The sequence below is a fragment of the Porphyromonas sp. oral taxon 275 genome (assembly GCF_018127745.1).
In the GTDB taxonomy this organism is placed as follows: Bacteria; Bacteroidota; Bacteroidia; order Bacteroidales; family Porphyromonadaceae; genus Porphyromonas.
In genome coordinates this window covers 304,977-329,454 of the sequence record NZ_CP072333.1, presented here as the reverse complement: position 1 = coordinate 329,454, position 24,478 = coordinate 304,977, and the positions used below count along the sequence as shown (strand labels likewise).

The window sequence follows — 24,478 nt, the reverse complement described above, 5'->3', positions numbered from 1 at the left end:
CGTACCCTTCAAGATCGGGACGAGCTGCGCGAGGCGGGAGGCCTGCTAAGGCTCGGCCTGGGGCGTGAGTTCGAAGTGCAGGTGCCCACCCTCGAGGATGCTCTGATAGCTGAGGAAGGGCTTCGCTAGCGGCTGCTCCCCGAGGAGCGTCCGCCGCACGTAGCGCCCCTCGGGGCGGTCGGCCGTGATGACGAAGGACTTAGCCCCAGGGCGCTGCAGACGTACGCGGCGGAAGTAGGGTATCCCCAGCGCATATTCGCCCGAGACGGGATTGACGGGGTAGAAGCCCAGGGCCGAGAAGACGTACCAGGCCGAGGTCTGGCCGTTGTCCTCATCGCCGCAGTAGCCATCGGGACGTGCGCTATAGAGGCGCTCCATGACCTCACGCACCCACCACTGCGTGCGCTGCGGCCTGCCCGCATAGTCGTAGAGGTAGATCATGTGCTGTATGGGCTGATTACCGTGGGCGTAGTTGCCCATATTCATCAGCTGCATCTCACGGATCTCGTGGATGACGAAGCCGTAGTAGCTCTCGTCGAAGAGGGGCGGCAGGGAGAAGATACTATCCAGGCGCGCCGTGAAGCCCGCAGCACCGCCCATCAGCCGCATGAGCCCTGGGACGTCGTGGAAGACCGACCAGGTGTAGTGTAGCGCGTTGCCCTCGGTGAAGGCATCGCCCCACTTGTAGACCGAGAAGGGCTGCTGCCAGCTGCCGTCGGCCTTGCGTCCCTGCATCCACCCCAGGGCTGGGTTGTAGAGCTTGCGATAGTTCTGGCTGCGTGCGCGGTAGAGGGCCTCCAGCTTCTTCGGCGCCCCCGTGCGTCGCAGCACCTCGGCGATGCACCAGTCGGCGTAGGCATACTCGAGGCTGCGGGCAGCGTGCTCCTTGATTCCGACATCGCTGGGGATGTAGCCGAGCTTATTGTAGTACTGATAGCCCTTGCGCCCCGTGGAGCCGATCGTGGGATGCTCGGCACTCGCCCCATGCAGTAGCGCCGCGACGACTTCCTTGGCCTCAAGGCGCCCCAGCCCCTTGAGATAGGCGTCAGCGAGGACGGAGGCGGAGTTATTCCCCACCATGCAGTCTCTGTGCCCTGGGCTCGCCCACTCGGGCAGGAAGCCACTCTCGCGATAGGCGTTCATCAGCCCCTCGGCCATAGGCCCTGCCTCGTCGGGGTAGACGAGATTGATCAGGGGCATCAGCGCGCGGAAGGTATCCCAGTAGCCCGTATCGGTGTACATGTAGCCGGGCAGTACCTGACCATTGTAGGGGCTGTAGTGGATGATCTCGCCCGCCGCGTTGCGCTCCCAAAAGCGGCGCGGGAAGAGCAGGCAGCGGTAGAGCATGCTGTAGAAGGTGCGCATCCGCTCGGGGTGCTCGTCCTCTACGGCGAGGCGTCCCAGCAGCTCATTCCACACGGCCTTGCCCTCACGGGCGATGGTGGCGAAGTCGCGCCCCGCGGTCTCCTGGAGGTTGAGCTCCGCCTGCTCGGGGCTGATGAAGGAGGAGGCGACCCAGAGGCGCTGCTGGGGCTTGGTGGAGGAGAGCCGTACGGCAGCGAGCGCCCGCGTGCCCCCCTCACCCTTGATCTCCTTGAACTGGACAAGGCTGATGGGCTCCTCGAAGGTGAAGATGAAGTAGCAGCCGAAGCCCGCGGGCACGCCCCCGCTATTGCGCCGACTGACGCCCACGAGCGTCCGCGGTGAGGTCTGCCTCAGCTCGCTGCCCCCATCGTAGGCGTCGATGACGAGCCAGCGCTCCTCGGGCTTGCTATAGCTCGGGTAGGTGATCTCGCAGACGGCAGCGCGCTCGGTAGGCGCTAGGCGCAGCTGGGTATCGTAGTCCGCCAGATAGACCTCATAGCTGTAGGGGTGTGCCCGCTCGGCCCTGTGGCTGAAGTGCGAGGCGCGCTCCTCATCGCCGAAGCGCGGGGAGGCACCGACCATAGGGAGGAAGGCGAACTGTCCGTAGTCCCCGATCCAGGGGCTGGGCTGGTGCGTCTGCTTGATGCCGCAGAGCTTCTGAGCCGTGTAGGTGTACTGCCAGCCGTCGCCCATCTTCCCCGTCTGGGGCGTCCAGCTATTCATCCCCCAGGGGCGGGAGATGACGGGGTAGGTATTGCCCGCACTGAGCTCGTAGCTGCTCAGCGTCCCCGTAAGGGGATCCACGAGCTCGGCATAGGAGGGGCGCACTGCTGCGGGCGTCTGAGCCTGCACCTCGAGGGCGAGACCTAGGACAGCAAGGGCGAGGCCTAGGCGGCGAAGGAGACTCGGGAGCTGCATCGTATAGTATATATATGTAGTGAGCAAAGCGGGAGGAAGGGAGGACGAGGGGCAGCGCCGTGCCGAGGAGCAGCGTCAGAGCCCTAGCCTACTCACGCCAGTAGCGGCGCTGGATGCGGGGGGAGAGTGTCGTCAGCACCTCGTAGGGGATGGTGTCGAGGGCCGCGCTGAGGGCTTGAATGGGGCGAGGCTCTTCGCCGAAGATGAGCACTTCGTCCCCCTCGGCGACCTCGGGCACCTCGGTGACGTCGATCATACAGGCATCCATACACACGTTGCCTATGGTCGGGCAGAGGACGCCGTGCACGGAGACCGCATAGGCGCCATTGCTGAGCCTACGGCTGAAACCATCGGCATAGCCTATCGGGATGACGGCGATGCGTGCGGGGCGCTGCGTCAGCCCACGGCAGCCGTAGCCGACACATTCGCCCGCAGGGAGCTCGCGCAGCTGCAGGATGACGGTCGAGAGGCGCGCTATAGGCGTCGTGCCGGGCAGCTGCGTGGGGCTGATGCCGTAGAGGCCGAGGCCGAGGCGCGCCATATCCAGCGCGTACTCGGGGTAGCGCTCTATGCCCGCCGTATTGAGGATATGGTAGCGCGGGCGGTAGCCCAGCCGCTGGCTAAGCTCCTCGGCCGCCCCCAGCAGGTAGCGGTACTGCCCCTCGGTGAAGGAGCGCTTCGCCTCGCCCTCGTCGGAGGCAGCGAAGTGGGAGAAGATGCTGCTGACTCTCAGCGCAGGGAGCTGCGCCAGCTGCGCGGCCAGCTCGGGGATATCTTCGGCCGAGAAGCCGAGGCGGTGCATGCCGCTATCCACCTTGATATGTATCGGGTAGTCGCTGAGCCCGTGCGCCTCGGCAGCGCGCGCCAGCCCCTCCAGAAGGGCGAAGCTATAGACCTCGGGCTCGAGGCGCTGCTCGAAGAGCGTATCGGCCGTGCTGAGCTCGGGGTTCATCACCATGATATGCGTGCTGATGCCCCCCTCGCGGAGCTCGCGCCCCTCATCAGCTACGGCCACAGCGAGGTAGTCCACGCGGTGCTCCTGCAGCGTACGCGCCAGCTCGACCGCCCCGACGCCATAGCCATCGGCCTTGATCATGCAGATCAGGGGATGTCCTGGGGGCAGGAGGCTGCGGTAGTGATTGAGGTTGGAGACGACGGCGCTGAGGTCGACATCCAGCACCGTCTGGTGCACGTGCGCCGAGAGGCTGCGGTAGAGGCGCTCGAAGGCAAAGCGCCGCGCCCCCTTGAGTAGCAGGCAGACGCCCGAGAGCTGCTCCAGCACGCGCGAGCCCAGGAGCGTCTCCGTATCGGGATAGCAGGAGCAGGGGATAAAGTCGAAGCGCTTCGCCTCCCCGCTACTACGCGGCCCGACGAGATAGAGCTCCTGGACCTCGTAGTCCCTGAGGTAGCGGGCGACCTCGCCATAGAGCTCCTCATCGCTCAGCCCACTGCCCTCTATATCGGAGAGGACGAGCACGCGGCGCATCCCCGAGCTATCGGCACGGCGACGCAGGAAATCCAGCGCTATCGGCAGGCTCTGCAGGTCGCAGCTGTAGTAGTCATTGATCAGCGTGCAGCCCCGCGCGCCCTCCTTGACCTCGAGGCGCATGCTCACGGGGCGCAGCCTACTGCAGAGGCTCGCTTCGCCGAGGAGCTCAGGGGCAAGCTCCGCCACGAGACAGAGCGCCGTCAGCGCGTCCTCGATATAGGCAGCGTCCGTGAAGGGCAGCACCAGCTCGTAGGCCTGCTGCCTGTAGATGCAGGTCAGCTCGCAGCGATCGGCATGGGTGAGGCTATGGGGGATATAGAGTGTGGCCTTGGGATCCTGGTAGCTCCAGCTGCGGAGGCGCTCCGCGGGGTAGCGCTCCTCGATACGCGCGCTGATCCAGCCCTTATCCTTGGGGTAGATGATGCAGCGCGCGGAGGCGAAGAGCTGGAGCTTCTCCTCGAGCTTCTGCTCCATGGAGGCGAAGTGCTCCTGATGGGCACTGCCCAGCCCTGTGAAGACACCGACCTCGGGCTGGATCATCGCCGCAAGCGCTGCCATCTCCCCAGGCTGCGAGATGCCCGCCTCGATGAAGGCCAGCTCGTGCTCGGCTCTCAGCCCCAGCAGCGAGAGTGCCACGCCGAGCTGTGAATTGTAGCTGCGTGGACTGCGGTAGCAGCTGTAGCGCGGCGAGAGGAGCTGATAGAGGAGCTCCTTGACGATGGTCTTGCCGTAGCTGCCCGTGATAGCCACGAGCTGCAGCGCGGGGAGGGAGGCACGATGCGCGGCCGCCAAAAGCTGCAGCGCCGCCAGCGTGTCGGGGACGAAGTAGCAGTTGGCCTCGGGATAGGCACTTGCCTGGAGGCTCCCTTCATGCAGGAGGAAGTGGCGGACGCCCGCCTCATAGAGCTCCGCGACATAGCGCTGCCCGTCGCCCGACTCCGTACGCAGCGCGACGAAGAGGCTATCGCGGGGCGAGGTCAGCGAGCGGCTATCGGTGAGCAGCCACTGCACAGGACGTGCGTAGGGCAGGGCTTCGGTCCTGGCGCCGAGGAGCTGGACAATCTGCTGGGGGCTAAGGCTGGGAGCTAGGGAGGAGTTCATACGAGTGCTGCTAGGTCTAGGGCGGAGGGATATTTGCGGTAGAAGGCGGCGAGCTTAGCCTCCAGGCGCTCCAGCCGCTCACGGTGCGCCTCGGGCTCGCTGGAGAGAGGACGGTGGCGCAGCTCACTGAGGAGGCGCTCCGCCTCAGTGATGCCTCGCTGCGCCTCGGGGCTGAGCCACCACTGGGTGAGGCGCTCGGCGATAAGGCGCTCGCCCAGCTCTGAGGGGTGCGTCATGTCCTCGGCGTAGTAGCGGTAGTCCCGCAGCTCATCCATCATCAGCTCATAGGAGGGGAAGTAGTGCAGCTGCTCGGGGTAGCGCTCCGCGAGGAGCTCGGAGAGCAGCAGGAGCGTGGCCTTGCTTCGCGCATTGCCCACCGCTCCATCGCGCAGGTGGCGCACAGGGCTGACCGTGGTGATGATCTGGAGCTCGGGACGTAGGGCGAAGAGGCACTCCAGCAGCGGCAGCCAGCACGCCGCGAGCTCGTCGAGGCTCACGCGCTGGCGGTGGAAGAGCCGCTCGGGGAGCTTGTGGCAATTGCTCACCACACGGCCCGTCTCGCCCCAGCGGTAGACGTAGCTCGTGCCCCAGGTAAGGAGGAGGAAGTCCAGGCGCTGGAGCTGAGCCGCGGCACGCTCGAGGCGGGAGTTCATCAGCTCCAGCGCATCCTCCCGTCGGCGGCGGGTGAAGCTGCCGTGATGCAGGAGCGAGGCGTAGCCGCCGCTGGTCTTCACGAGTTCGTCCGCCTCGAAGGGACGGTCTTCAAGGATACGCTCCAGCGCAGCGGCGATGGAGAGTGGGTTGTACTGAATGCCGAAGGGATTGACCAGGACGTCCAGCGCGCCAGCTCTGAGGCGTGTGGCGATGCTCTGGCTGAAGCAGGAGCCGAGGCTCATCACAGCCTGACCATAGCTGAGTCTAGGCGGCGCGGGCGGGAGGCCGACGGGAGTCGAGAGCGCGATCATCTACTTGTGGGGCTTAGTCGCGGAGCGGCGTGAGCGGCGGTGACTGCCTAGACGCGGGTAGAAGGCAGCCTCGATGTGCTCCAGCGTGTAGCTGCGGTCGCTGGCGATATCTATGGCGATGATGTCGTAGCGTACGTCCAGCTCGAGGCCTCGGGTACGTACGTAGTGGTCGGCAGCCTGGATGAGGAGGGACTGCTTACGCTGACTGACGCTGTCGCGAGCCCTGAGGAGGCTGCCCGCGCTGCGGGTCTTGACCTCGACGATGGCCAGCGTCGGGCCACGCTGAGCGATGAGGTCCAGCTCGCGATGCCCCGAGCGCCAGTTGCGCTCCAGGATGCTGTAGCCCTTGGCCTCGAGGTAGCGGCAGGCTAGCTCTTCACCAAGCGCACCCGTCTTGAGATGTTCGTCCATAGCAGGTCACTCTGTGCCTCCGCGGGCTCGAAGGTCTCTATGTGTCGGCTCCGCTTGGAGGGGATGATGGTGTCGATGGCTATGAGTATACCCGTCTCCTCGACAAGGCCGAACTCATGGTTGATCGCCGTGCCGAAGACGCGCATCTCGGGGGAGAGCGCCATGTAGGCACTGACGAGCGGCGGGATGTTGAGCCCTAGGGCACGCACCGCACGGTTGAGGGAGCGGTAGTCCGAGGCGAAGTCCTCGAGCTGGAAGAGCTCCCGCACCTCCGCCTCATCGACCTCTATCGGCAGCGGCTCAGTCGGCGTGACGAGCTGCTCAGGGTCGGGGAAGTGCTGCGAGAGGAAGTAGAGGATGAGGTTGCGCACGTGCCGATCGTAGTCCTTATACATCGTCACCTTGCCGTAGAAGTAGCGCATCTCGGGGTTGAGCACCGTCAGTGCGCCCAGCCCGTCCCAGAGGTTGTCGAGGGCGAAGAGGCTCTTGGCCCCCATACGCGTAGACTGGTAGGGCAGCGAGACAAAGGAGCGGCCCAGCTCTATAGTATAAGGTAGGTAGTCGCTGAGGAAGCGCGGACTGAAGTCGAACATCTCTGCCGTCGCGAGCCGTGGCTTGCCCGTGGCGGCATCATAGCCCACTTCGTCGCCGAAGACGAAGCGGTAACCGCCGAGGATGGCCTCCTCTGCGGGATCCCATACGATGAGCTGTCGATAGCCCTCGGGATCTAAGTCAAAGCTATCAATATCACAATCCTTACCCGTGCCGCCGCCGTAGTAGCGGAAGGCCTCCTCACGTAGGCGCCCGATCTCACGCATGGTATGCGGAGCGCTCAGGGCGTGGAAGACGTAGAGCTCGTTGCCCCCTTTGTTGGTCTGGCGCAGGAGCTTGTCGGGCGTCAGCTCGGCACGTATCAGCGCCTTATCTATGGGTGCGATGATCGGTGTGGTGTACATAGTATGCACTTAGCGGTGCGTGCGGTCGTATTCCTCGCGGAGCTGGTAGCTCAGGGCGCGGATGCGCTGCGCCTCCTCGAGCGGCGTCAGCGTGCTGTCTCTGAGGCTCTGCCAGGAGATGGGCTCCCCGACGAGGACGGTGTAGTGGCTGCCCCGAGCGCGGAAGAGCTCATCAGGCAGCAAGGCCTGTCCTGGGTCGAACTTCATGCGCAAGGCGTTCTTGAGGTGCCACACCCAGTAGAAGTGGCGGGAGTTGCGCCCGACGAAGTGCAGCGGCACGACGTCGCGCTGGTAGTTGATCGCCTGGCTGACGAAAGTCTTGTGCCAAGGTCTGTCCTGCAGCTGCCCATCGAAGATACGAGAGCAGGAGCCTGCGGGGAAGCTGCCGATAGGCGCATCGCCCTCCAGCGCCTCCTGCATCAGCTGGATAGCGCCGCGAGCCTGCGCGCCCTGCCGATTATTGACGGGGAGGAAGACAGGCTGTAGGGGCTTGAGGTAGTAGAGGAGATCCGAGACCATGTAGCGCACGGCGCCGTAGCGCTCCCCGAGCATGTGGCAGAGGGTGATGCCGTCCATGCCACCGAGGGGATGATTGCAGACGAAGATGCAGCGCCCATTCTCGGGCAGGCGCTCGGGGTGTACCCACTCGGTCGTCAGGCGGAACTCCTGCATCAGCCCCGCCAGGAAGTCCCGACCCTCGAGATGCCCGTAGCGGTAGAGGACATCATTGATCTCCCGCTGGTGGATGATACGCTCCAGCGTGCGGAGGATAGGGCGTGGCAGGCGCTTGCCGACCTTCGCCTCCAGCACCTCCCCTATATGGATAGCCAAGGGGTGGTGCTGGGACGTGTAGTCGGGATGCTCGGTGAGTGGGGTCTGCATTACTTGCCCTCCAGCTGGCGGATGCTCTGCTCGATGGTGGCGATACGGCTCTCGCAGTCGGCCTGCTTCTTACGCTCGAGGGCGATGACGGCCTCGGGCGCCTTCGCCACGAAGCTCTCGTTGCTCAGCTTCTTCGTCACCCCAGCGAGGAACTTCTGCTGGTACTCGAGGTCGGCACGCAGCTTGGCCAGCTCCTCCTCTACATTGATGTAGGCAGCCATGGGTACGGCGAATTCGTCCGTCCCGACCATGAAGCTCACTGCGCCCTCGCTACGCTGCCCCGAGCGGTCGATGGTCGCTAGGCCTGCCATCTTGGTCAGCACCTCGTCCAGCTCCGTGCTGTAGCTGGGGGAGACCTCGAGGGTCAGCTCCTCGCGGGGGGAGAGGTTCTTGCTGGTGCGCAGGCTACGCACGGCGGTGATGACCTCCTGTACGGCAGCGAAGCGGCTGAGGAAGGCCGTGTCGACAGCCTCGGCGGCACGCTGCTGGGCGTACATGATGCTCTCGCCCTCGGCACGGGGGCTGAGGCTCTGCCATAGCTCCTCGGTGATGAAGGGCATGAAGGGATGCAGGATGCGCAGTACCTCGTCGAAAAAGTCCAGCGCCTCCTGGCAGGTCTGCTGGTCGATGGGCGTGCCGTAGGCGGGCTTGATCAGCTCGAGGTAGTAGGAGCTGAAGTCGTCACGGATGAGCTTGTAGACGAGCGTCAGCGCCTCGCTGATGCGGTACTTGGCGAAGAGGTCTTCCAGCTCGGTGGCCGCCTCGTTGAGCACCTGGCGCATCCAGTAGCTCGCCAGGCGCGAGGCCTCGGGCTGCGGAGCTACGACGGCGTCTGCCGTCCAGCCCTTGACGAGGCGGAAGGCGTTCCAGAGCTTGTTGCAGAAGTTGCGCCCCTGCTCGCAGAGGCTCTCGTCGAAGAGGATATCATTCCCCGCTGGCGCGCTCATGATGAGCCCCATACGCACGCCGTCGGCGCCGTACTTGTCGATCAGGTCGAGCGGGTCGGGGGAGTTGCCCAATGTCTTGGACATCTTGCGGCCCTGATTGTCGCGCACGATCCCCGTCAGATAGACGTTCTCGAAGGGCTTCTTGCCCTGGAACTCGTAGCCCGCCATGATCATACGTGCCACCCAGAAGAAGAGGATATCGGGACCCGTCACGAGGTCGGAGGTCGGGTAGTAGTAGTCGAGCTCCTTGTTCCCCTCGCTCAGCGCAGGGGCGAAGACCGTGATCGGCCACAGCCAAGAGGAGAACCAGGTATCCAGGCAGTCACTCTCGCGGACAAGGTCTGCCGCCGTGAGGCTGGGATCCTGCTCCTGTGCCAGACGCAGCGCCTCCTCATCGCTGGCAGCGACGACGAAGCCCCCACTGGGGAGGTAATAGGCTGGGATGCGATGCCCCCACCAGAGCTGGCGGCTGATGCACCAGTCCTTGATGTTCTCCATCCAGTAGCGGTAGGTGTTCTTGAACTTCGCAGGATGGAGCTTGACCTCGTCCTGCATCACCGCATCGAGAGCAGGCTTGGCGAGGGTCTCCATCTTGAGGAACCACTGCATCGACAGCTTGGGCTCGATGGGGACGAAGGTACGCTCGGAGTGCCCTACCTTATTCGTATAGGCCTCGACCTTCTCCATCAGGCCAGCTGCCTGGAGGTCGAGCTCGATCTGCTTGCGCACATCGAAGCGATCCATCCCAGCATAGGCGCCGCCGTGCTGATTGAGACTCCCGTCATTATTGAAGATATCGATCGTCTCGAGCTGATGCTTCTGCCCGAGCACGTAGTCATTGATGTCGTGGGCCGGCGTCACCTTGAGGCAACCCGTACCGAACTCTATGTCTACATATTCGTCCTCGATGATGGGCACCGAGCGACCTACGAGGGGTACGATGAGGCGCTTGCCCTTGAGGTCGCGGTAGCGCTCATCATTGGGGTTGATACACACCGCGGTGTCGCCCATGATCGTCTCGGGGCGGGTCGTAGCTACGACCACGTAGCGATCCTCGCCCTCGACGAAGTAGCGGAGGTAGTAGAGCTTGCCCTGCTGCTCCTGATAGATGACCTCCTCGTCGCTGAGTGCCGTCTGCGCCTTGGGGTCCCAGTTGACGACGCGAACGCCGCGGTAGATGAGTCCCTTGCGGTAGAGGTCTACGAAGACGTCGATGACGCTCTGCGAGCGCTCCTCGTCCATGGTGAAGGCCGTGCGCTCCCAGTCGCAGGAGGCACCGAGGCGCTTGAGCTGCTCGAGGATGATGCCCCCATGCTCACGCGTCCAGTCCCAGGCGTGCTCGAGGAAGGCCTCACGCGTCAGGTCGGTCTTCTGTATGCCCTGAGCGGCCAGACGCCCGACGACCTTGGCCTCCGTAGCGATGGAGGCGTGGTCGGTGCCGGGGACCCAGCAGGCGTTGAAGCCACGCATACGCGCACGGCGTACCAGGATGTCCTGGATGCTGTTATTGAGCATGTGCCCCATGTGCAGCACCCCCGTCACATTGGGCGGAGGGATGACGATGGTATAGGCAGGACGAGCATCGGGGCTCGAGTGGAAGAGCTTGTGCTCCATCCAGTATTGATACCAGCGGCTCTCCACAGCCTCGGGGCTGTACTTCGTAGCTAAGTCCATAATGGCTTCGTGAGGTCTATCTATATTATATATGTATACGCATGTCAGACGCGCTAGGGTCAGGGCGGGAGGCCCTAGCCCCAGCACGCTAGAGGGTACAAATTTACGCATTTCTACGTAGAGCAGGGACGCGTCACGCGCGCGGCCGCTCCGCCTCCTGGGGCAGCTCCGTCCCTTCCTTCGCCCCACTCCCCTCACGGCAGCGCTTCTCCCCCACCCCTTACCTCCCCTCGCTGACTGATATCCCTCAGCCTCCTGACGGACGTCCCTCAGGGCGCCCACTGATACCCCTCAGCACCCTGAGGGATATCCTTAAAGGGTGCCCCTCCCTAAGCCCGAGCCGCGGCAGACCTCGCTCAGAGCACGCCTAGAGTACAAGGCTCCTCAGCGGCGAAGGCAGTCCGTACCGCCCTGCTGACCCAGGGAAGACAAGTGCTTTGCAGATACTCTGCCATCTTGGCAGCCCACAGCGGAGCTTCGCTCCTTTGGCATAGCCTTTGCCCACGCCCTCCATGGTCGAGCGCCCGCCCCCAAGGCCGCGCCCACCGACACAAGTGACAAATAACATCTAATAGAATACAGACTATGAGCATCAAGCCACTGGCAGATCGCGTCCTCGTACGCCCTGCTGCACAGGAAGAGAAGACCACCAGCGGGATCATCATCCCCGACTCCGCCAAGGAAAAGCCCCTCAAGGGCGAAGTCGTAGCCGTCGGCGGCGGCACCAAGGACGAGGAAATGGTCCTCAAGGCAGGCGACACCGTCCTCTACGGCAAGTACGCGGGCACCGAGATCGAGCACGAGGGTGAGAAGTATCTCATCATGCGTCAGTCCGACGTCCTCGCTACGCTCTAGCCCCCAGCACAGCAGACACATAGAAGTACACAGCTATCCAAGCATACAAGATCATGGCAAAGGAAATTAAATTCGACATAGAGGCTCGCGAGAGCCTCAAGCGTGGCGTAGACGCCCTGGCTAACGCCGTCAAGGTAACCCTCGGCCCCAAGGGGCGCAACGTCATCCTCTCTAAGACCTACGGCGCACCCCACATCACCAAGGACGGCGTGTCCGTGGCCAAGGAGGTAGAGCTAGAGGATCCCTTCGAGAACATGGGTGCTCAGCTCGTCAAGGAAGTAGCCTCGAAGACCAACGACGATGCAGGTGACGGCACGACGACCGCCACCATCCTCGCCCAGAGCATCATCGGCGTCGGGCTCAAGAACGTCACCGCAGGGGCCAACCCCATGGACCTCAAGCGCGGTATCGACAAGGCCGTGGCCAAGATCGTCAGCGAGATCCGCTCCATGGCACAGGAGGTCGGCGACGACTTCGAGAAGATCGAGCACGTGGCTAAGATCTCGGCCAACGGTGACGAACAGATCGGCCAGCTCATCGCCGAGGCGATGCGCAAGGTCAGCAAGGAGGGCGTCATCACCGTCGAGGAGGCTAAGGGCATCGAGACGACCGTAGAGGTAGTCGAGGGCATGCAGTTCGATCGCGGCTACATCTCCCCTTACTTCGTGACGAACTCCGAGAAGATGGAGGCGCAGCTGGAGAACCCCTACCTGCTCATCTACGACAAGAAGATCTCTACGCTCAAGGAGATCCTTCCCATCCTCGAGCAGACCGTCCAGACGGGTCGTCCCCTACTGATCATCGCCGAGGACATCGATAGCGAGGCGCTGGCTACGCTCGTCGTGAACCGCCTGCGTGGCGGCCTCAAGGTCTGCGCCGTCAAGGCTCCTGGCTTCGGCGACCGCCGCAAGGCCATGCTTCAGGACATCGCCATCCTCACGGGCGGCGTAGTCATCAGCGAGGAGACGGGCCTGAAGATCGACGCTGTGACCCTCGAGATGCTTGGCAAGGCCGAGAAGGTCAGCGTGGACAAGGACAATACGACCATCGTCAACGGCGCAGGTGACAAGGAGGCTATCCGCGAGCGCGCAGCTCAGATCAAGGCTCAGATTGCTAACACCAGCTCCGACTACGACCGCGAGAAGCTCCAGGAGCGCCTCGCGAAGCTCTCTGGTGGCGTAGCTGTCCTCTACGTAGGTGCGCCCAGCGAAGTCGAGATGAAGGAGAAGAAGGACCGTGTCGATGACGCGCTCAGCGCTACGCGTGCTGCCGTCGAGGAGGGCACCGTCCCTGGGGGCGGTACGGCCTACCTGCGCGCTGTCCGTGCCCTCGAAGGCCTCGTCGGAGAGAACGACGACGAGACGACGGGTATCGAGATCATCCGCCGCGCCATCGAGGAGCCCCTGCGCCAGATCGTGGCCAACGCGGGTAAGGAAGGGGCTGTCATCGTACAGCGCGTCAAGGATGGCGAAGGTGACTTCGGCTACAACGCGCGTCAGGACAAGTTCGAGAACCTCTACACCTCAGGTGTCATCGACCCTGCTAAGGTCACGCGCGTCGCTCTGGAGAACGCCGCCTCCATCGCGGGCATGTTCCTCACGACCGAGTGCGTCATCGCCGACAAGAAGGAGGAAGGCCCTGCTATGCCAGCCATGAACCCCGCTATGGGGGGTATGGGCGGCATGATGTAGTCCCTCCCCACCCCTAACTGTTAAGCGCCGCGGGCGCTCGCCTAGTCCTCTCCCGAGGCCTCTGCGAGCGCCCGCGGCGCTGCTTTCTTCCTATCCCTATAATAAGGTAAGGGCTGCTACACGGCTGATAAAGGAAGCCAACAGACAGAGCAAGCCCCTCCCGCATCTACCCCAAGTCCCTCCCCCCGAGGCAAGCCCCCCTGCAGCCTACCCTATCCCAAGACGCGCTTCCACAAGCTAGCTAAGCTCTCCCTCTTCACCTCCCAGCGCTACACTCCAAGGCCGGCCCCTGCAGCCCGCCCTATCCCGAGGCACGCTTCCACAAGCTAGCTAAGCTCTTCCTTTTCACCTCCCAGCGCCATACTCCGAGGCAAGCCCCCTACAGCCCGCCCTATCCCGAGGCGCTAGACGGCTTACTTCTCTAGGACGCGCAAGGGGCTTAGTAGCGTACGAAAAAGGGTGAGAAGGCGTGTCTCTCAAGCTCCCTCAGTGCTCCCGACTCGGCGCTGTGGCAGATCTTACGCACCGTCCTCCGAGTCCTAAGCATTAGGCAAAGAGCGTCGCCCGCTCAGCGCTATGGTGCATCTTACGTATCTTTGGCATGAAGCCTAAGCAATAGCCACACTCTATGCTCCCACTACTCAAGCTCCTCGCCCACTACGGGCTGCACCTCGTCGCGCCTTACTTCCTAGCCGCGCTGTGGCCCCAGCGCTCACGCCTCCGTGTATATCTGCTGCTGCTCGCGACGATGGCGATCGACCTCGATCATCTGCTGGTGCGGCCAATCTTCGACCCTGAGCGCTGTAGTGTGGGCTTCCACCTGCTGCACTCCTGGCCCTTTGTGCTGCTATACGCGCTGCTCTGTGTGCTGCCCTACGAGCGCCTCGGATGGCCGTGGTGGCTGCGGGTGCTGGGCGTAGGCCTCTGCTTCCATATCTTGACCGACTGGCAGGACTTCGTCCTCTGGCGCCTCCTCGACGGCCGCCTCTCCCTCTAGCCGCCCCACCCCGCCAGCCCGCCTCGATGGCCTGCCCCTCCAGCCTCTCCCCAAGCTCCCCCAGCCCCTCTACAAAAGACGAACAGGCCTACAGCCAATGACAGGCAGCCCTACCCCAAGGCGACAAGCCTGCTGCCGCAAACTGACTGCCTTGCTCCAGCTCCGCGAGGGATATCCCTCACGGAGCTGACTGCTATCGCTCAGCCCTCTGACTGACGTACCTCAGCGCGCTGACTGATACCCCTCGGAGGCCTTCTCTTGCTGTGCGGGGCTCATTGGCGCAGGACTTATCTCGCGCTGCCTTGCTAGCTTCGCTTCGACGTGTACGTATCCTAGTTTTGGTGTGTAGGTATTCAGAGGGGTAGTAGAGATGCAGTATTAACGAGCCTAGCCCTTAGGATAGGTGGCATTTATGCAGCTAAGGAAGAAGGCTCCAAGAAAAGGGGAAGGTGGTCGCGGTGAGCGTCTTCCCCTTTTCGCTGCTACTTGTTAGCTGGCTCCTACTGGTCGATGAGCATAATACAAGGTAAAGACCAGAAGTTTGTCTATTCGGGTGTAACGCTGGTGTAGATTGGGAGCTACATCCCTTCTCGGGGGAGGTAATAGATTTCTATTCCTATATTTGCTAGCACTGACAAGCGGATGAGTTAATTCCCCTGCGACTCCACGAATAAGCATCACACATTAGGCTTAGGACATTCCCACGGAATAGGGAACTGATCCCAATAGTGCCCTCTGAGCGAGCTCGAGCAGGAGATACTGGGCTTTACTCGGAAGCACTCGGTGCCCTGCAACACGAGTGGGATACCCTTTGTCGCTATAAAAACAATGGCCTTGGGTGTCGTCCCTAAGGCCTTACGCTCATCATTCATCGCAGTGCTTCCTAAGAAAAGTTGATCTATGGAGAAGAACATTTGGATAACATCAGCAGCAGCGCTAGCTAGGCGCTTGCATAAGGGGCAGGTCGATAAGGCTGGGCTGGACTACTTCGAGGGGCATCTCTCTACGGTTGCCGCTATGGGGCGAAGGTGGCAAGAGCAAGTCGTGGGTTATCTCCATGACGCCAGTGAGGATACTCCTCACACAGTAGAGGAGACCCTTGCTTTACTGGAAAAAGAGGCACAACAAAGCTTAGGAAAAGAAGACAGGGAGGAATTGGCCACAGCACTACAGCTACTCAATCATCACAATTCCCCCGATAGGGGCTCGTATATTCGGGCCATAGGGGAGCATCCTCTAGCGAGAGCGGTTAAGCTGCATGACCTCCGTCACAACATGGACCTTTCGCGCTTGTCCTCCCCCTCACCAAAGGACCTCACCAGACGCGAGCGTTATGAGCGTGAGTACGATTATCTATCCTCTCACTCCTCTCGCTAGCACGTCTCGTCGCCGCTGAACGGCTGCCCTAAACTTACCGATGCAGCAATGGGCGAAGATGTGGTGGAGGACGACGACGCTGCTGATCTCGCCGCCCGTGCCTCCGCCGAGCACACTGATGGGAAGGCGAAGGGCGAACAAGGAGTACTGCACCTCGTAAGGGAGAGCCAAGGGGTAAGGACTTAGATAGCGAGAGGAGAGCTCGCTGTAGCGAGGAGAACGAAGGGTGAGTGGAGAGGGAAGGGAGAAATAGAGAAGGAGGAAAGGGAAAAAGGGAAGCGCCCCCTCACTGCGGTAGTGCAGCGAGGGGGCGCTCCTTATTGCTTAGCTCTTAGGCAGGAGGATTAGTCCTGGGCGTAGAGCTCGAATTCCTTGACGGCACAACCACTCAGACCGCGGCGCGTAGCTGCGAGCTTGATGCCCTTAGCCACGATGGGCGATACGAAGTGGATGGTGACATCGCCCTTCTGGTTGATCTCGTAGCCCTGGACTACGCCCTGAGCATTCCACGTCTCACCGTCGGTAGTCGTGTAGATCGTCCATTCGCGAGCGATGGCGAAGTAGCTCACGAGTACGCTAACTCGTACGCCAGTGAACTTGCGCGTGCCGCTCTGCAGCGTAGCGGAGAACCAAGGAGCCTGGTCGCCAAAGGCAGCGTACCAGAAGTCACCCGTACCATCGTAGAGCGCTTCCTTGCCGTAGCCCGTGTAGGCACTAGAGACTTCGTAGTCGAGGAGATTGACATCTACCTTCGAGCCCTTAGGAGCCTCCTGGTCCATCAGGATATTGGTGTATTCCTTCTCGACGGGGAGGAAGAGGCGGGCGCGCTCCTTGCTGGGGGCAGCCACACCCTCGGCGACCTTATCCAGGCGCAGGGCGATGAGGCGGTACTCAGAGCCAGCCGTAGCCTTGGAGAGCTCGGCGTACTTAGCCCCCGCCTTGACGAGGACGGGCTTGGAGCTCTTGAGCTGCCCCTTAGGGATGACGACCTCGGCGTTCTCGAGCTTGGCGTAGCCTTCCTCGGCGATCTTGTAGCCGGGGTTCTCAGTGAGGCCCTTGGTGAAGGCCTCGAGTGCAGCCTCCGAGCGGTCCAGAGCCAGCGAGACGCGGACGTCCTCGGTAGCGGGCTTGGAGAGATAGACATAGACCTGCTGATCCCCGAAGACGGAGAGGTCATCGCCGTGCTGTGCTACGGAGATCACCTCGCGCTTAGAGCTATAGTCCAGGTCCGCAGCCTTGAGGTAGGCGAGCGAAGAGCTAGAGCTCGACTGCTCGGTGCTGGGCGTCAGTGGCGAGTCCAGCTCGAAGGGCTTCTGGCAGCTACCCAGCCCGAGGGTGATCAGCGCCAGCGTATAGATGATGCTTTGCTTCATTGTAACAATACCTAATAGCGTCTAGAGCCTCGGCTGGGAACTCATCGAGCCCAGCCGAGGGACTCTAGGCGAAGAAAAAACTAGGGGACACGCGTCGTGCCCTGACCGTCGGAGCGGACGTTGCTGACCCAGACGGGCGTCTGATCCTTGTCGTAGCCGTCCATGACCTTGAGGGAAGGCATGCCCTTAACCGAGTTGGCGAACTCGCGGCCCTGACCTTCGTCCATGCGCCAGTAGTGGAGCAGGCCTGGGGTCGAAGGATCGACGACGTACTCATTGTCCTTGAGCTGCTCGGGCGTACGGACGACGTTCCAGATGCGCAGCTCGCTGAACATACAGCTATTGACGAACCAGGTCATACCCGAGCCAGCGATGTGCAGCGTCTCAGCCAGGGTGAAGACACGACCTGCGGGCTTATCCGTCGTGGTGATCAGAGCACCGTTGACGTAGAGTCTAGCCTGAGCACCATCGTAGACGAGGGCGATGTGGTACCAGGTGTTGGGCTGTGCGCCATCGAAGGTCCGGTCGATCTGTCCCCCTGCCCCGAACTTGATGTTGAGGTAGTTGTAGGGCGGGTTGGCATCCCCGAAGCGCATATAGATCTCGCTGCCGGAGTGGAAGGAGCCGAAGAGCGCCTGGTTGTTGCGTCTGAAGCCATTCATATTGACGCGCATCTCGATGGTGAAGCGAGGGAGCTCGACGACAGGCAGGCCCACAGCCTTAGCCTTGTAATACTGACCCTTGTAGGTACCGAGGATAGGAGCCGTGGTGACGGTCACCGTCTTGAGCCCATAGACATAGGTATCAGCACCCTCGACGACGGGGAGCGAGCCCCCCTTAGGCGTGAGGCGGAAGGCTACAGCGTACTTCTTCCCGCTCTTGCTCTGCTCCGTGGTCAGAGGCTTGAGCTTGACCGTCAGAGGATCCGAGAAGACGGAGCCCGCCTTGATGACGACCTCCGAGCCGGGGATCGTCACCTGTGCTGCGGGCAGCAGCGTGTAGCTGGTCTTATTGCGCTTGTTGTACTGATCCAGGGCCTCCTGGCTCAGCTCGAGCGTGTAGCTCTGGTCGCCCGTCTGCACGTCGGAGAGACGTACGTTGAGGTCGATGCTCGCGCCATCCTCACCGAGGGTGATCGAGCCGATGCGTCCCGCCTGCGTCGCCGTCTGGGCGATGTAGGCTCTATCGGACTGACTGCTCAGCTTCGCATCCTGACAGGAGGCGAGGAGCGCCGTGCTAGCTGCAAGGGCCAGCAGCGTATACTTGATCTTCATACTTGCTGTGCTTGGCTACTTAATAATAGGGTTCATCAGCTGGATAGCACGACGCCACCAGGGGTAGGAAAGCCCCTTGACGGGCGACATGTCGATACCATTGACGACGTCGGGGGTCTTGATGCCGTACTCGAGGTCGACGCGGAAGGCACCGACACCGCCCTTGCGATAGGTGACGCCATCGACGACGGGGTTCTGCAGGGCGAAGGCTAGGATCTGCCCTTCGCCGACTTCACCACCCTTGGTAGCACCCGACTCGAAGTTCACGACGAAGATGCTCTTCTTGCAGATCTCCTCGGCACTCATGACGTCCTTGAACTTGGTGAGGGCGTTGCGGAAGTGCGGGTTACTCGTGGACTGGTAGTTGTTGTAGGCCTGGATGATGAAGTAGTTGAAGTACTTGGCGTGCGTGGCGGGCAGCGCGTCGGGCTCACCGTCGATGGCGAGGATGCGCTTACGTCCAGCCTCGGTCTCCGCCAGAGGGCCCATACGCTTCCCGAGGGTCTCGACGAAGAGCGTCATCAGCGTAGGTACGCCCTTCTCTACGTCGGTACGCCAGAGCTCGTAGTTCGTGCCGAAGGGGTGCGAATAGTTGGGCTCGGCGTCGATGTCGAAGCCATCGTAGCCGTACTTCTCGATGAGGTCGCAGATCGCATTGGCGTACTTGACGACAGCAGCACGGCGAGCCGCCTTGCCTGCGTCGGTCGAGGCCGTGGACCAGCCCCAGTACTTATGCGTCCAGGACTCATCCTTCGCCAGCGCCTTCTTCTCCTCGGCGGTGGGGTCGGGCGTGATGCCAGCACCCATATCGAGGACGAGGAAGCAGATCATGGCCTTGAGGCCCTTCTTGGACTGTGCGGCGCGGAGGTCAGCCAGCTGCGCCTCAGTTGGATTGCGCCAGCCTCCCCAGAGGGAGACGAGGTCGACGGAGTCGGGGAGCCCCATAAGGGAGCTCTGCATGTTCACCCCGACACCAGTCCAGGCGCTGTAGTAGGAGAAGGCGATCTGGTGATCGCTCTCCTTGTACTTGCGCAGCTGCTGATAGTACTCCTCCGAGTGGTTGGACTCGGTGAGGTTCGTCGGGTGCTGAATCTCCATGTCGGTCCACTTGCTGCAAGAGGCCAGCGAGAGCAGCCCAAGCGCAAGCGTTAGGATATTCTTAGTCTTCATTATTCTTAATCGTTGTGCTTGGGAGAGGTTACTTCTTCTGCCACCAGAGGCGCGTCGTGTAGTCGTCGGGACCACCGAGGAGGGCTACCCCTGCACGGTAGGCAGCGGCATTACGCGTCTGCTCGTTGGGATCGTAAGGGATGCGGTTCGGCACCTGCAGGCCCGTACCCGTATCGACGGGCAGGTCGAAGACCTTGGGATAGCCCGTGCGGCGGATCTCAGACCAAGCCTCCTGCCCGTTGGGGTAGAGGGCGATCCACTTCTGCGTGATGATACGCTCGAGCTGCTCCTCAGTGCTGGCACTGCTGTCCCACTTGGGCGTGATGGTGCTCACTGCGGACATGTCGCGACCGAAGCCACCGACAGCATCCGTGTAGGCAGCAGGCTGTCGCTCGCTCTGCAGGTAGGAGACTGCGCCATCCACACCCCACTGAGCGAAGGACTCCTTGACGCCGCGTTCATAGGCCTCCTGTACCGTAGCGCCCATGCCCGTCCAGCCAGCCAGAGCACCCTCTGCACGGCAGAACCACATCTCGGCAGCCGTGAGCCAGGGGTCACGGGAGTTGGGCGAAGCGACGGCTGCGGAGTAGATCGCATCCGCTTTATTCTTGGACGTGATCTCAGCAGCTGCGAGACAGCCCTGAAGGGTGCGCTTAGCCCCCTCGGCAGGAGCCGCGAAGTACTTGCTGATACGAGGATCGTTGTAGCCATTCATGTAGGAGTCGATGTCGGCAGCAGCACGGCTATCGCCCCACTCTACAGAGGTCTTGTACAGCCCACGAGGGGTGTAGCTCATGTAGAGGTTGTCGGCAGCGCTCTCGATGACACCATCAGCGACAGCCTCCTCGGCGTACTGCTTAGCCAGCGTAGGAGCAGCGTAGCGCATACGCACGGCCATACGCAGCTTGAGCGAATTGGCCAGACGATACCACTTGGAGAAGTCCCCACCGTAGATCTTATCAGCCGCCTCATTGACGCGCGCCGAGGGATTCGCCAGGGCGAAGGCCTTGAGGTTGCGAGCAGCGACCGTGAGGTCAGCGATGAGCTGCTTGTAGATCTGCTCCTGGCTGTTGTAGGCCGAGGGATTCTTTGGGTCGAGCCCGAAGGGCATCGGGCCGAACTTATCCGTCAGCATCAGGAAGGCATGCGCACGCAGGATAAGCGCCCAGTTATAGTTGAGCTCCTCGGGCTTGGCTAGGCCCTCGATCTCAGCGAAGGCACTCTTGGCCTTCGTCAGAGGGCCAAAGGCAGCACTGATCCACCCCGCCTTAGCATTGAGGCGCGCGTAGTTCTTCGAGGTGAAGCCGTCGTTGGCGTAGGTGAAGAAGCGGCCGAGGTAGTTCCCGATGAGGTCGAAGTTCATCTGGTAGTCATTCTCCTGCTCAGGGAAGGAGACGTTCTCCAGCTGGATGAGGAAGGAGGAGATATTGTAGTTCTCGCGGCCAAGCGACTCCTTGTCGAGCTTCCCCCCAGGACGGTTGATGTCCTCGAAGCCTGACGTACAGGAGGCCAGGGCGAGCGCCAGGCTCATGCAGGCGAGCCCCTTGATATGATTGATCTTCATAAGATACATGTTGTTAGAGGAGCTTAGAACTGGAGCTTAACGCTGAAGCCGAGGTTACGCAGGCTAGGCAGCATGAAGTAGTCGAAGCCCTGGTAGTAGGTACCCGTCGAGGCCGTGAGCTCGGGGTCGAAGGGAGCCTTGTTGTAGATCATCAGCAGGTTGCGCGCCGTCAGACCCAGCGTCAGGCGGACCTTATCGCCGAGGAGCTTCTTGGGCATCGTATAGCCGAGATGAGCCTCCTGCAGGCGTACGTTGGTCGCGTCGTAGATGTACTCCGACCACAGAGGCGAGGAGCCACCGACTACGGAGAAGTAGTCGCGCGCCGAGATCTTACCGTTGCCGACGGCTACCCCACCAGCCTGACGCACCTTAGCAGAGTGCTCGGATACGCCGTACTCGTCGAGGATGGCCTGCGTCTGCGAGAGGACGATACCGCCCAGACGTGCCGTGATCATGAAGCCGACGTTGAGGCCGCGCCAGGTGAAGTCGTTGACCCAGCCGAGGTTGGCATCAGGCAGTACTGAGCCCTTGTAGACGGGCGTGGAGAGCGTCGTAGGCTTGATGTTGCCCGAGCTGACATCAGGCAGCCCCTCGGGGGTACGCAGGATGTCGGTATTGGTGTAGACGTCACCCATCGTACCACCCTGACGGAGGTAGATGCCAGCACCCGAGAGACCACCCTTCTCGATGGTAGCCTTAGGATCGGGCAGGAGGGAGACGATGCGGTTCTGGTTCGCGCTGAAGGTACCCGTGGTAGACCACTCGACCTTGCCAAGCTGGCTCGTCCAGCCGATGGAGAGCTCGATCCCGCGGTTGCGGACGTCCCCGGCCTGGATGTACTCGCTATCGTAGCCAGCACCAGCAGCAGAGAGCGGACGCAGGAAGGTCTGGTTCTTCGTGTTGGACTGGTAGACCGTAGCCTCTACGCTCAGCTTGTTGTGGAAGAACTTACCCGTCACCCCAGCTTCCCAGGAGTAGGTCAGCTCAGGCTTGAAGTCCTCGGGGAACTTATAGGTCACCGTCTTGTAGCTCTGCGTCGAGGAGTCGAACTCGTAGCGGAAAGGCGAGGAGAGCTGTGCGGGGATAGGCGAACCCACCTTAGCCCACGATACGCGCGTCTTGAGGTAGTTGACCCAGTCGGGCAGCTTGACCATCTGCGAGATGACGCCCGAGAGACCTACCGAGGGGTAGAAGAAGGGGTTCCCCGTCGTGAACGCGAGGGCGGAGTCCCAGTCGCTACGACCCGTGAGGGTGAGGAAGAGCATGTTGCGCCAGCCCGTCTCGACACTTGCGAAGGCCGAGTTGGTCACGTGCGAGGTCTCGCCGTAGATAGGCGCCTGCTTCCCGCCCTGCTCATAGGCGATCTGGTTGGGGTCGAAGACGTTGGAGATGGAGCGCAGACCACCCTGGAAGCCGTGGGCATCGTAGTAGCTGCGGTTGGTAGAGATACCGACGTTGGCCGAGAGGCTGATGTCATCGAACTTCTTGTTGATGTTGGCCATCAGGTCTCCGTAGAGCGCCGTGTTGTTGTTCTTATTATAGGAGTAGAAGCCGTAGGGCGATACTGCGCGCAGCGTAGAGGTCGAGGCGTAGCGCTTGACCTGGTCGAAGCTGTTGGCGACGTCGGCGCGGGCACGACCCGTCAGGTCGATCCAGTCGGCGATCTGCCACTTGGCCGAGGCGTTGACCATGTAGCGGTTCTTGCTATTGGTCGTCAGCATGCGGCGCGTCATCCAGTAGGGGTTCTGCATGGAGTAGGCATCCCCGTAGTTCCAGTTCTGGACGTAGATCTTACGCGTGGGGTCATAGACCTCGAAGGTGCGTACGCCGTCGAAGTTCTCCCCGCGAGGGAAGAGGTAGAGGGGTACGATGGGGTTGTCATACTCACCCTGAGCCGTGAGGTTCTGGTCGCCCTGCTTGATGTAGTTGAAGCCAAAGTCAAGCGTCAGCTTATCGTCCAGGAACTTGGTCGTATTGCGGAAGCTGAAGTTGTAGCGATCGTACTTATTGTTGGGGATGATCCCAGCGGCATTGGTCGTCCCAAGGGAGAGATAGGTCTAGTTCTTGGCATTACCGATGGTCAGCGAAGCAGTGTTCTGAATGTTGGACCCGGTATTGAAGAAGTCAGCGGGGTTGAAGGTGCCATAGGGAGAAGCAGCCTCATCGCCCCAGCTCTTGTTATCGCCTGGAGAGTTGATGTACTGATTCTGGAAGCGAGGCATCACGAAGGGGCGGGAGAAGCTGCTGCTATTGGACAGCATCACCGACACGCGGCCATCCTTACCCTTCTTGGTGGTCACCATGATGACCCCCTGGGCAGCGCTCGCACCGTAGAGGGCAGCAGCGGCAGGACCGGAGAGGACGCTGATGGACTCGATGTCATCAGGGTTGATGTCCGAGATGCCTTCCCCCTTGGGCTGTGCGCCGAAGCGGCCTTCGGTAGCACCACCGTTGGTGTTGATGATGGGGATACCGTCTACCACATAGAGGGCGCTATTGCCGGAGAAGATGGACTTAGGCCCACGCATGACGACACGCGTAGCACCACCGAGCCCCGAGGAGGAGGCGTTGATGCTGACCCCAGCCACCTTACCGTTGAGGCTGTTCATGAAGTTAGCGTCCTTGACGGTCGTCAGAGCGTCGCTCTTGACCTCCTGGACGTTGTAGCTAAGCGCCTTCTGCGAGCGCTTGATCCCGAGGGCGGTCACGACGACGGCCTCCGTCATCTTGTCCGCACTGCTCAGCTCGATGACGAGCTCAGCCTGGTTGCCCACGACGACTTCCTTGGTGGTATAGCCGATGTAGGTCACTACGAGCGTAGCGCCCGAGCGGACGCCCTTGAGGGCAAAGCGACCATTGATATCGGTCACAGCACCCTGTCCTGTTGCTCCCTTGACCTTCACCGAGGCTCCGATCAGGGGCTCATGATCGGCAGCATCCTTGACGATACCGCTCACCGCCCTACCCTGTGCCGTAGCCGAGGCCACGCAGAGCAGGAGGCTCATGAGGAATAGTAATACTTTCTTCATATGATAAAACTGAGATACGTAAGCTGACTCCACCTTAGGGACGCCCCCTAGTGTAGGGAGGAGACGCCGAGCCCAAAGATACGAGGAATAAGGTTCGTGACCAAACCTTTACATAGTTTGACAAATCTCCCCACCCCTTACTCCGAGCCTCCCAGCGCACCACCCTCGCGCGCGTAACCTATTTATGTATATCTTTACAGCAGCATACACAGCACTTCTTGCCGCCCAGAGGGGCAGCACAGCCAGCCTCTTCTGGGCGATGCACTACACGACGCGCCTCATCCGAGGCCCTTCCTCCCCCACCCTTCCTCCATCCACAGAGCCCACCCTAGGCAGACAAGCGTAGGCCCTGGTCAAGAGCGAAGGGACGCCCCAGCTGAGGGATATCCATCAGTCCTCTGAGGGACGCCCATCAGGCGACTGAGGGACATCAGTCAGCC

General features: G+C 61.7%; 15 protein-coding genes and 1 pseudogene. 4 read left to right on the top strand and 12 right to left on the bottom strand.

What is annotated here, in order from left to right:
- Positions 1–45: 45 nt before the first annotated feature.
- The 7 genes from J4862_RS01205 to J4862_RS01175 all read right to left on the bottom strand — a co-directional run bounded on the left by J4862_RS01205 (position 46) and on the right by J4862_RS01175 (position 10,708).
- Positions 46–2,283: a GH92 family glycosyl hydrolase gene (locus tag J4862_RS01205; protein WP_211788929.1), complete on the bottom strand. Its 2,238-nt coding sequence runs from the start codon at positions 2,281–2,283 to the stop codon at positions 46–48.
- A gap of 88 nt (positions 2,284–2,371) precedes the next feature.
- Positions 2,372–4,873, bottom strand: a complete 2,502-nt coding sequence (locus tag J4862_RS01200; RefSeq protein ID WP_211788928.1) for a bifunctional UDP-N-acetylmuramoyl-tripeptide:D-alanyl-D-alanine ligase/alanine racemase — start codon at positions 4,871–4,873, stop codon at positions 2,372–2,374.
- A complete protein-coding gene (locus tag J4862_RS01195; RefSeq protein WP_211788927.1) occupies positions 4,870–5,838 on the bottom strand; it encodes a GSCFA domain-containing protein in 969 nt (322 codons plus the stop codon). Before J4862_RS01195 ends, J4862_RS01200 begins: the two co-directional genes overlap by 4 nt.
- A complete protein-coding gene (locus tag J4862_RS01190; RefSeq protein WP_211788926.1) occupies positions 5,839–6,249 on the bottom strand; it encodes a YraN family protein in 411 nt (136 codons plus the stop codon). It abuts the gene before it with no gap.
- Positions 6,207–7,205, bottom strand: a complete 999-nt coding sequence (locus J4862_RS01185) for a GNAT family N-acetyltransferase (RefSeq protein ID WP_211788925.1) — start codon at positions 7,203–7,205, stop codon at positions 6,207–6,209. Before J4862_RS01185 ends, J4862_RS01190 begins: the two co-directional genes overlap by 43 nt.
- A 9-nt stretch (positions 7,206–7,214) precedes the next feature.
- Positions 7,215–8,087 carry a 1-acyl-sn-glycerol-3-phosphate acyltransferase gene (locus tag J4862_RS01180; protein ID WP_211788924.1) on the bottom strand — a complete coding sequence of 291 codons (873 nt, stop codon included), beginning with the start codon at positions 8,085–8,087 and terminating at the stop codon, positions 7,215–7,217.
- Entirely contained in the window at positions 8,087–10,708 is a 2,622-nt protein-coding gene (locus tag J4862_RS01175; RefSeq protein ID WP_211788923.1) for a valine--tRNA ligase, read from the bottom strand. The genes J4862_RS01180 and J4862_RS01175 overlap by 1 nt, the downstream gene beginning before the upstream one ends.
- 585 nt (positions 10,709–11,293) lie before the next feature.
- Between J4862_RS01175 and J4862_RS01170 the strand changes: the two genes are divergently transcribed.
- From J4862_RS01170 to J4862_RS01155, 4 genes are all read left to right on the top strand, one after another.
- Positions 11,294–11,563 (top strand): co-chaperone GroES, encoded by a 270-nt coding sequence (locus tag J4862_RS01170; protein ID WP_211788922.1) that lies wholly within the window; start codon positions 11,294–11,296, stop codon positions 11,561–11,563.
- A gap of 53 nt (positions 11,564–11,616) precedes the next feature.
- Positions 11,617–13,254 carry a chaperonin GroEL gene (groL, locus tag J4862_RS01165; protein WP_211788921.1) on the top strand — a complete coding sequence of 546 codons (1,638 nt, stop codon included), beginning with the start codon at positions 11,617–11,619 and terminating at the stop codon, positions 13,252–13,254.
- A gap of 628 nt (positions 13,255–13,882) precedes the next feature.
- Positions 13,883–14,251, top strand: coding sequence for a DUF6122 family protein (locus J4862_RS01160; protein WP_211788920.1), 369 nt, complete (start codon positions 13,883–13,885; stop codon positions 14,249–14,251).
- 900 nt (positions 14,252–15,151) lie between these two features.
- Positions 15,152–15,628, top strand: coding sequence for a phosphohydrolase (locus tag J4862_RS01155; protein WP_211788919.1), 477 nt, complete (start codon positions 15,152–15,154; stop codon positions 15,626–15,628).
- A gap of 344 nt (positions 15,629–15,972) precedes the next feature.
- Here J4862_RS01155 and J4862_RS01150 read toward each other — a convergent pair whose 3' ends face one another.
- The 5 genes and pseudogenes from J4862_RS01150 to J4862_RS01130 form a co-directional block, all read right to left on the bottom strand.
- Positions 15,973–17,001: a discoidin domain-containing protein gene (locus J4862_RS01150; RefSeq protein WP_211788918.1), complete on the bottom strand. Its 1,029-nt coding sequence runs from the start codon at positions 16,999–17,001 to the stop codon at positions 15,973–15,975.
- Positions 17,002–17,081: 80 nt separating this feature from the next.
- On the bottom strand, positions 17,082–18,275 hold the full coding sequence (locus J4862_RS01145; RefSeq protein WP_211788917.1) for a DUF1735 and LamG domain-containing protein: 1,194 nt from the start codon (positions 18,273–18,275) through the stop codon (positions 17,082–17,084).
- A 15-nt stretch (positions 18,276–18,290) separates the two neighbouring features.
- The gene (locus tag J4862_RS01140) at positions 18,291–19,445 is read right to left on the bottom strand and encodes a glycoside hydrolase family 18 (RefSeq protein WP_211788916.1); all 1,155 of its coding nucleotides are present in this window, start codon (positions 19,443–19,445) and stop codon (positions 18,291–18,293) included.
- 28 nt (positions 19,446–19,473) lie between these two features.
- Positions 19,474–21,009 (bottom strand): SusD/RagB family nutrient-binding outer membrane lipoprotein, encoded by a 1,536-nt coding sequence (locus J4862_RS01135; protein ID WP_211788915.1) that lies wholly within the window; start codon positions 21,007–21,009, stop codon positions 19,474–19,476.
- Between the two features lie 23 nt (positions 21,010–21,032).
- Positions 21,033–24,014 (bottom strand): annotated as a pseudogene (locus J4862_RS01130) (SusC/RagA family TonB-linked outer membrane protein).
- Positions 24,015–24,478: the final 464 nt, after the last annotated feature.

Bases quoted from the DNA above. Each gene is read 5' to 3' on its own strand.
- J4862_RS01205 (WP_211788929.1), bottom strand. From the start codon at position 2,283: ATGCAGCTCCCGAGTCTCCTTCGCCGCCTAGGCCTCGCCCTTGCTGTC.
- J4862_RS01200 (WP_211788928.1), bottom strand. From the start codon at position 4,873: ATGAACTCCTCCCTAGCTCCCAGCCTTAGCCCCCAGCAGATTGTCCAG.
- J4862_RS01195 (WP_211788927.1), bottom strand. From the start codon at position 5,838: ATGATCGCGCTCTCGACTCCCGTCGGCCTCCCGCCCGCGCCGCCTAGA.
- J4862_RS01190 (WP_211788926.1), bottom strand. From the start codon at position 6,249: ATGGACGAACATCTCAAGACGGGTGCGCTTGGTGAAGAGCTAGCCTGC.
- J4862_RS01185 (WP_211788925.1), bottom strand. From the start codon at position 7,205: ATGTACACCACACCGATCATCGCACCCATAGATAAGGCGCTGATACGT.
- J4862_RS01180 (WP_211788924.1), bottom strand. From the start codon at position 8,087: ATGCAGACCCCACTCACCGAGCATCCCGACTACACGTCCCAGCACCAC.
- J4862_RS01175 (WP_211788923.1), bottom strand. From the start codon at position 10,708: ATGGACTTAGCTACGAAGTACAGCCCCGAGGCTGTGGAGAGCCGCTGG.
- J4862_RS01170 (WP_211788922.1), top strand. From the start codon at position 11,294: ATGAGCATCAAGCCACTGGCAGATCGCGTCCTCGTACGCCCTGCTGCA.
- groL (WP_211788921.1), top strand. From the start codon at position 11,617: ATGGCAAAGGAAATTAAATTCGACATAGAGGCTCGCGAGAGCCTCAAG.
- J4862_RS01160 (WP_211788920.1), top strand. From the start codon at position 13,883: ATGCTCCCACTACTCAAGCTCCTCGCCCACTACGGGCTGCACCTCGTC.
- J4862_RS01155 (WP_211788919.1), top strand. From the start codon at position 15,152: ATGGAGAAGAACATTTGGATAACATCAGCAGCAGCGCTAGCTAGGCGC.
- J4862_RS01150 (WP_211788918.1), bottom strand. From the start codon at position 17,001: ATGAAGCAAAGCATCATCTATACGCTGGCGCTGATCACCCTCGGGCTG.
- J4862_RS01145 (WP_211788917.1), bottom strand. From the start codon at position 18,275: ATGAAGATCAAGTATACGCTGCTGGCCCTTGCAGCTAGCACGGCGCTC.
- J4862_RS01140 (WP_211788916.1), bottom strand. From the start codon at position 19,445: ATGAAGACTAAGAATATCCTAACGCTTGCGCTTGGGCTGCTCTCGCTG.
- J4862_RS01135 (WP_211788915.1), bottom strand. From the start codon at position 21,009: ATGAAGATCAATCATATCAAGGGGCTCGCCTGCATGAGCCTGGCGCTC.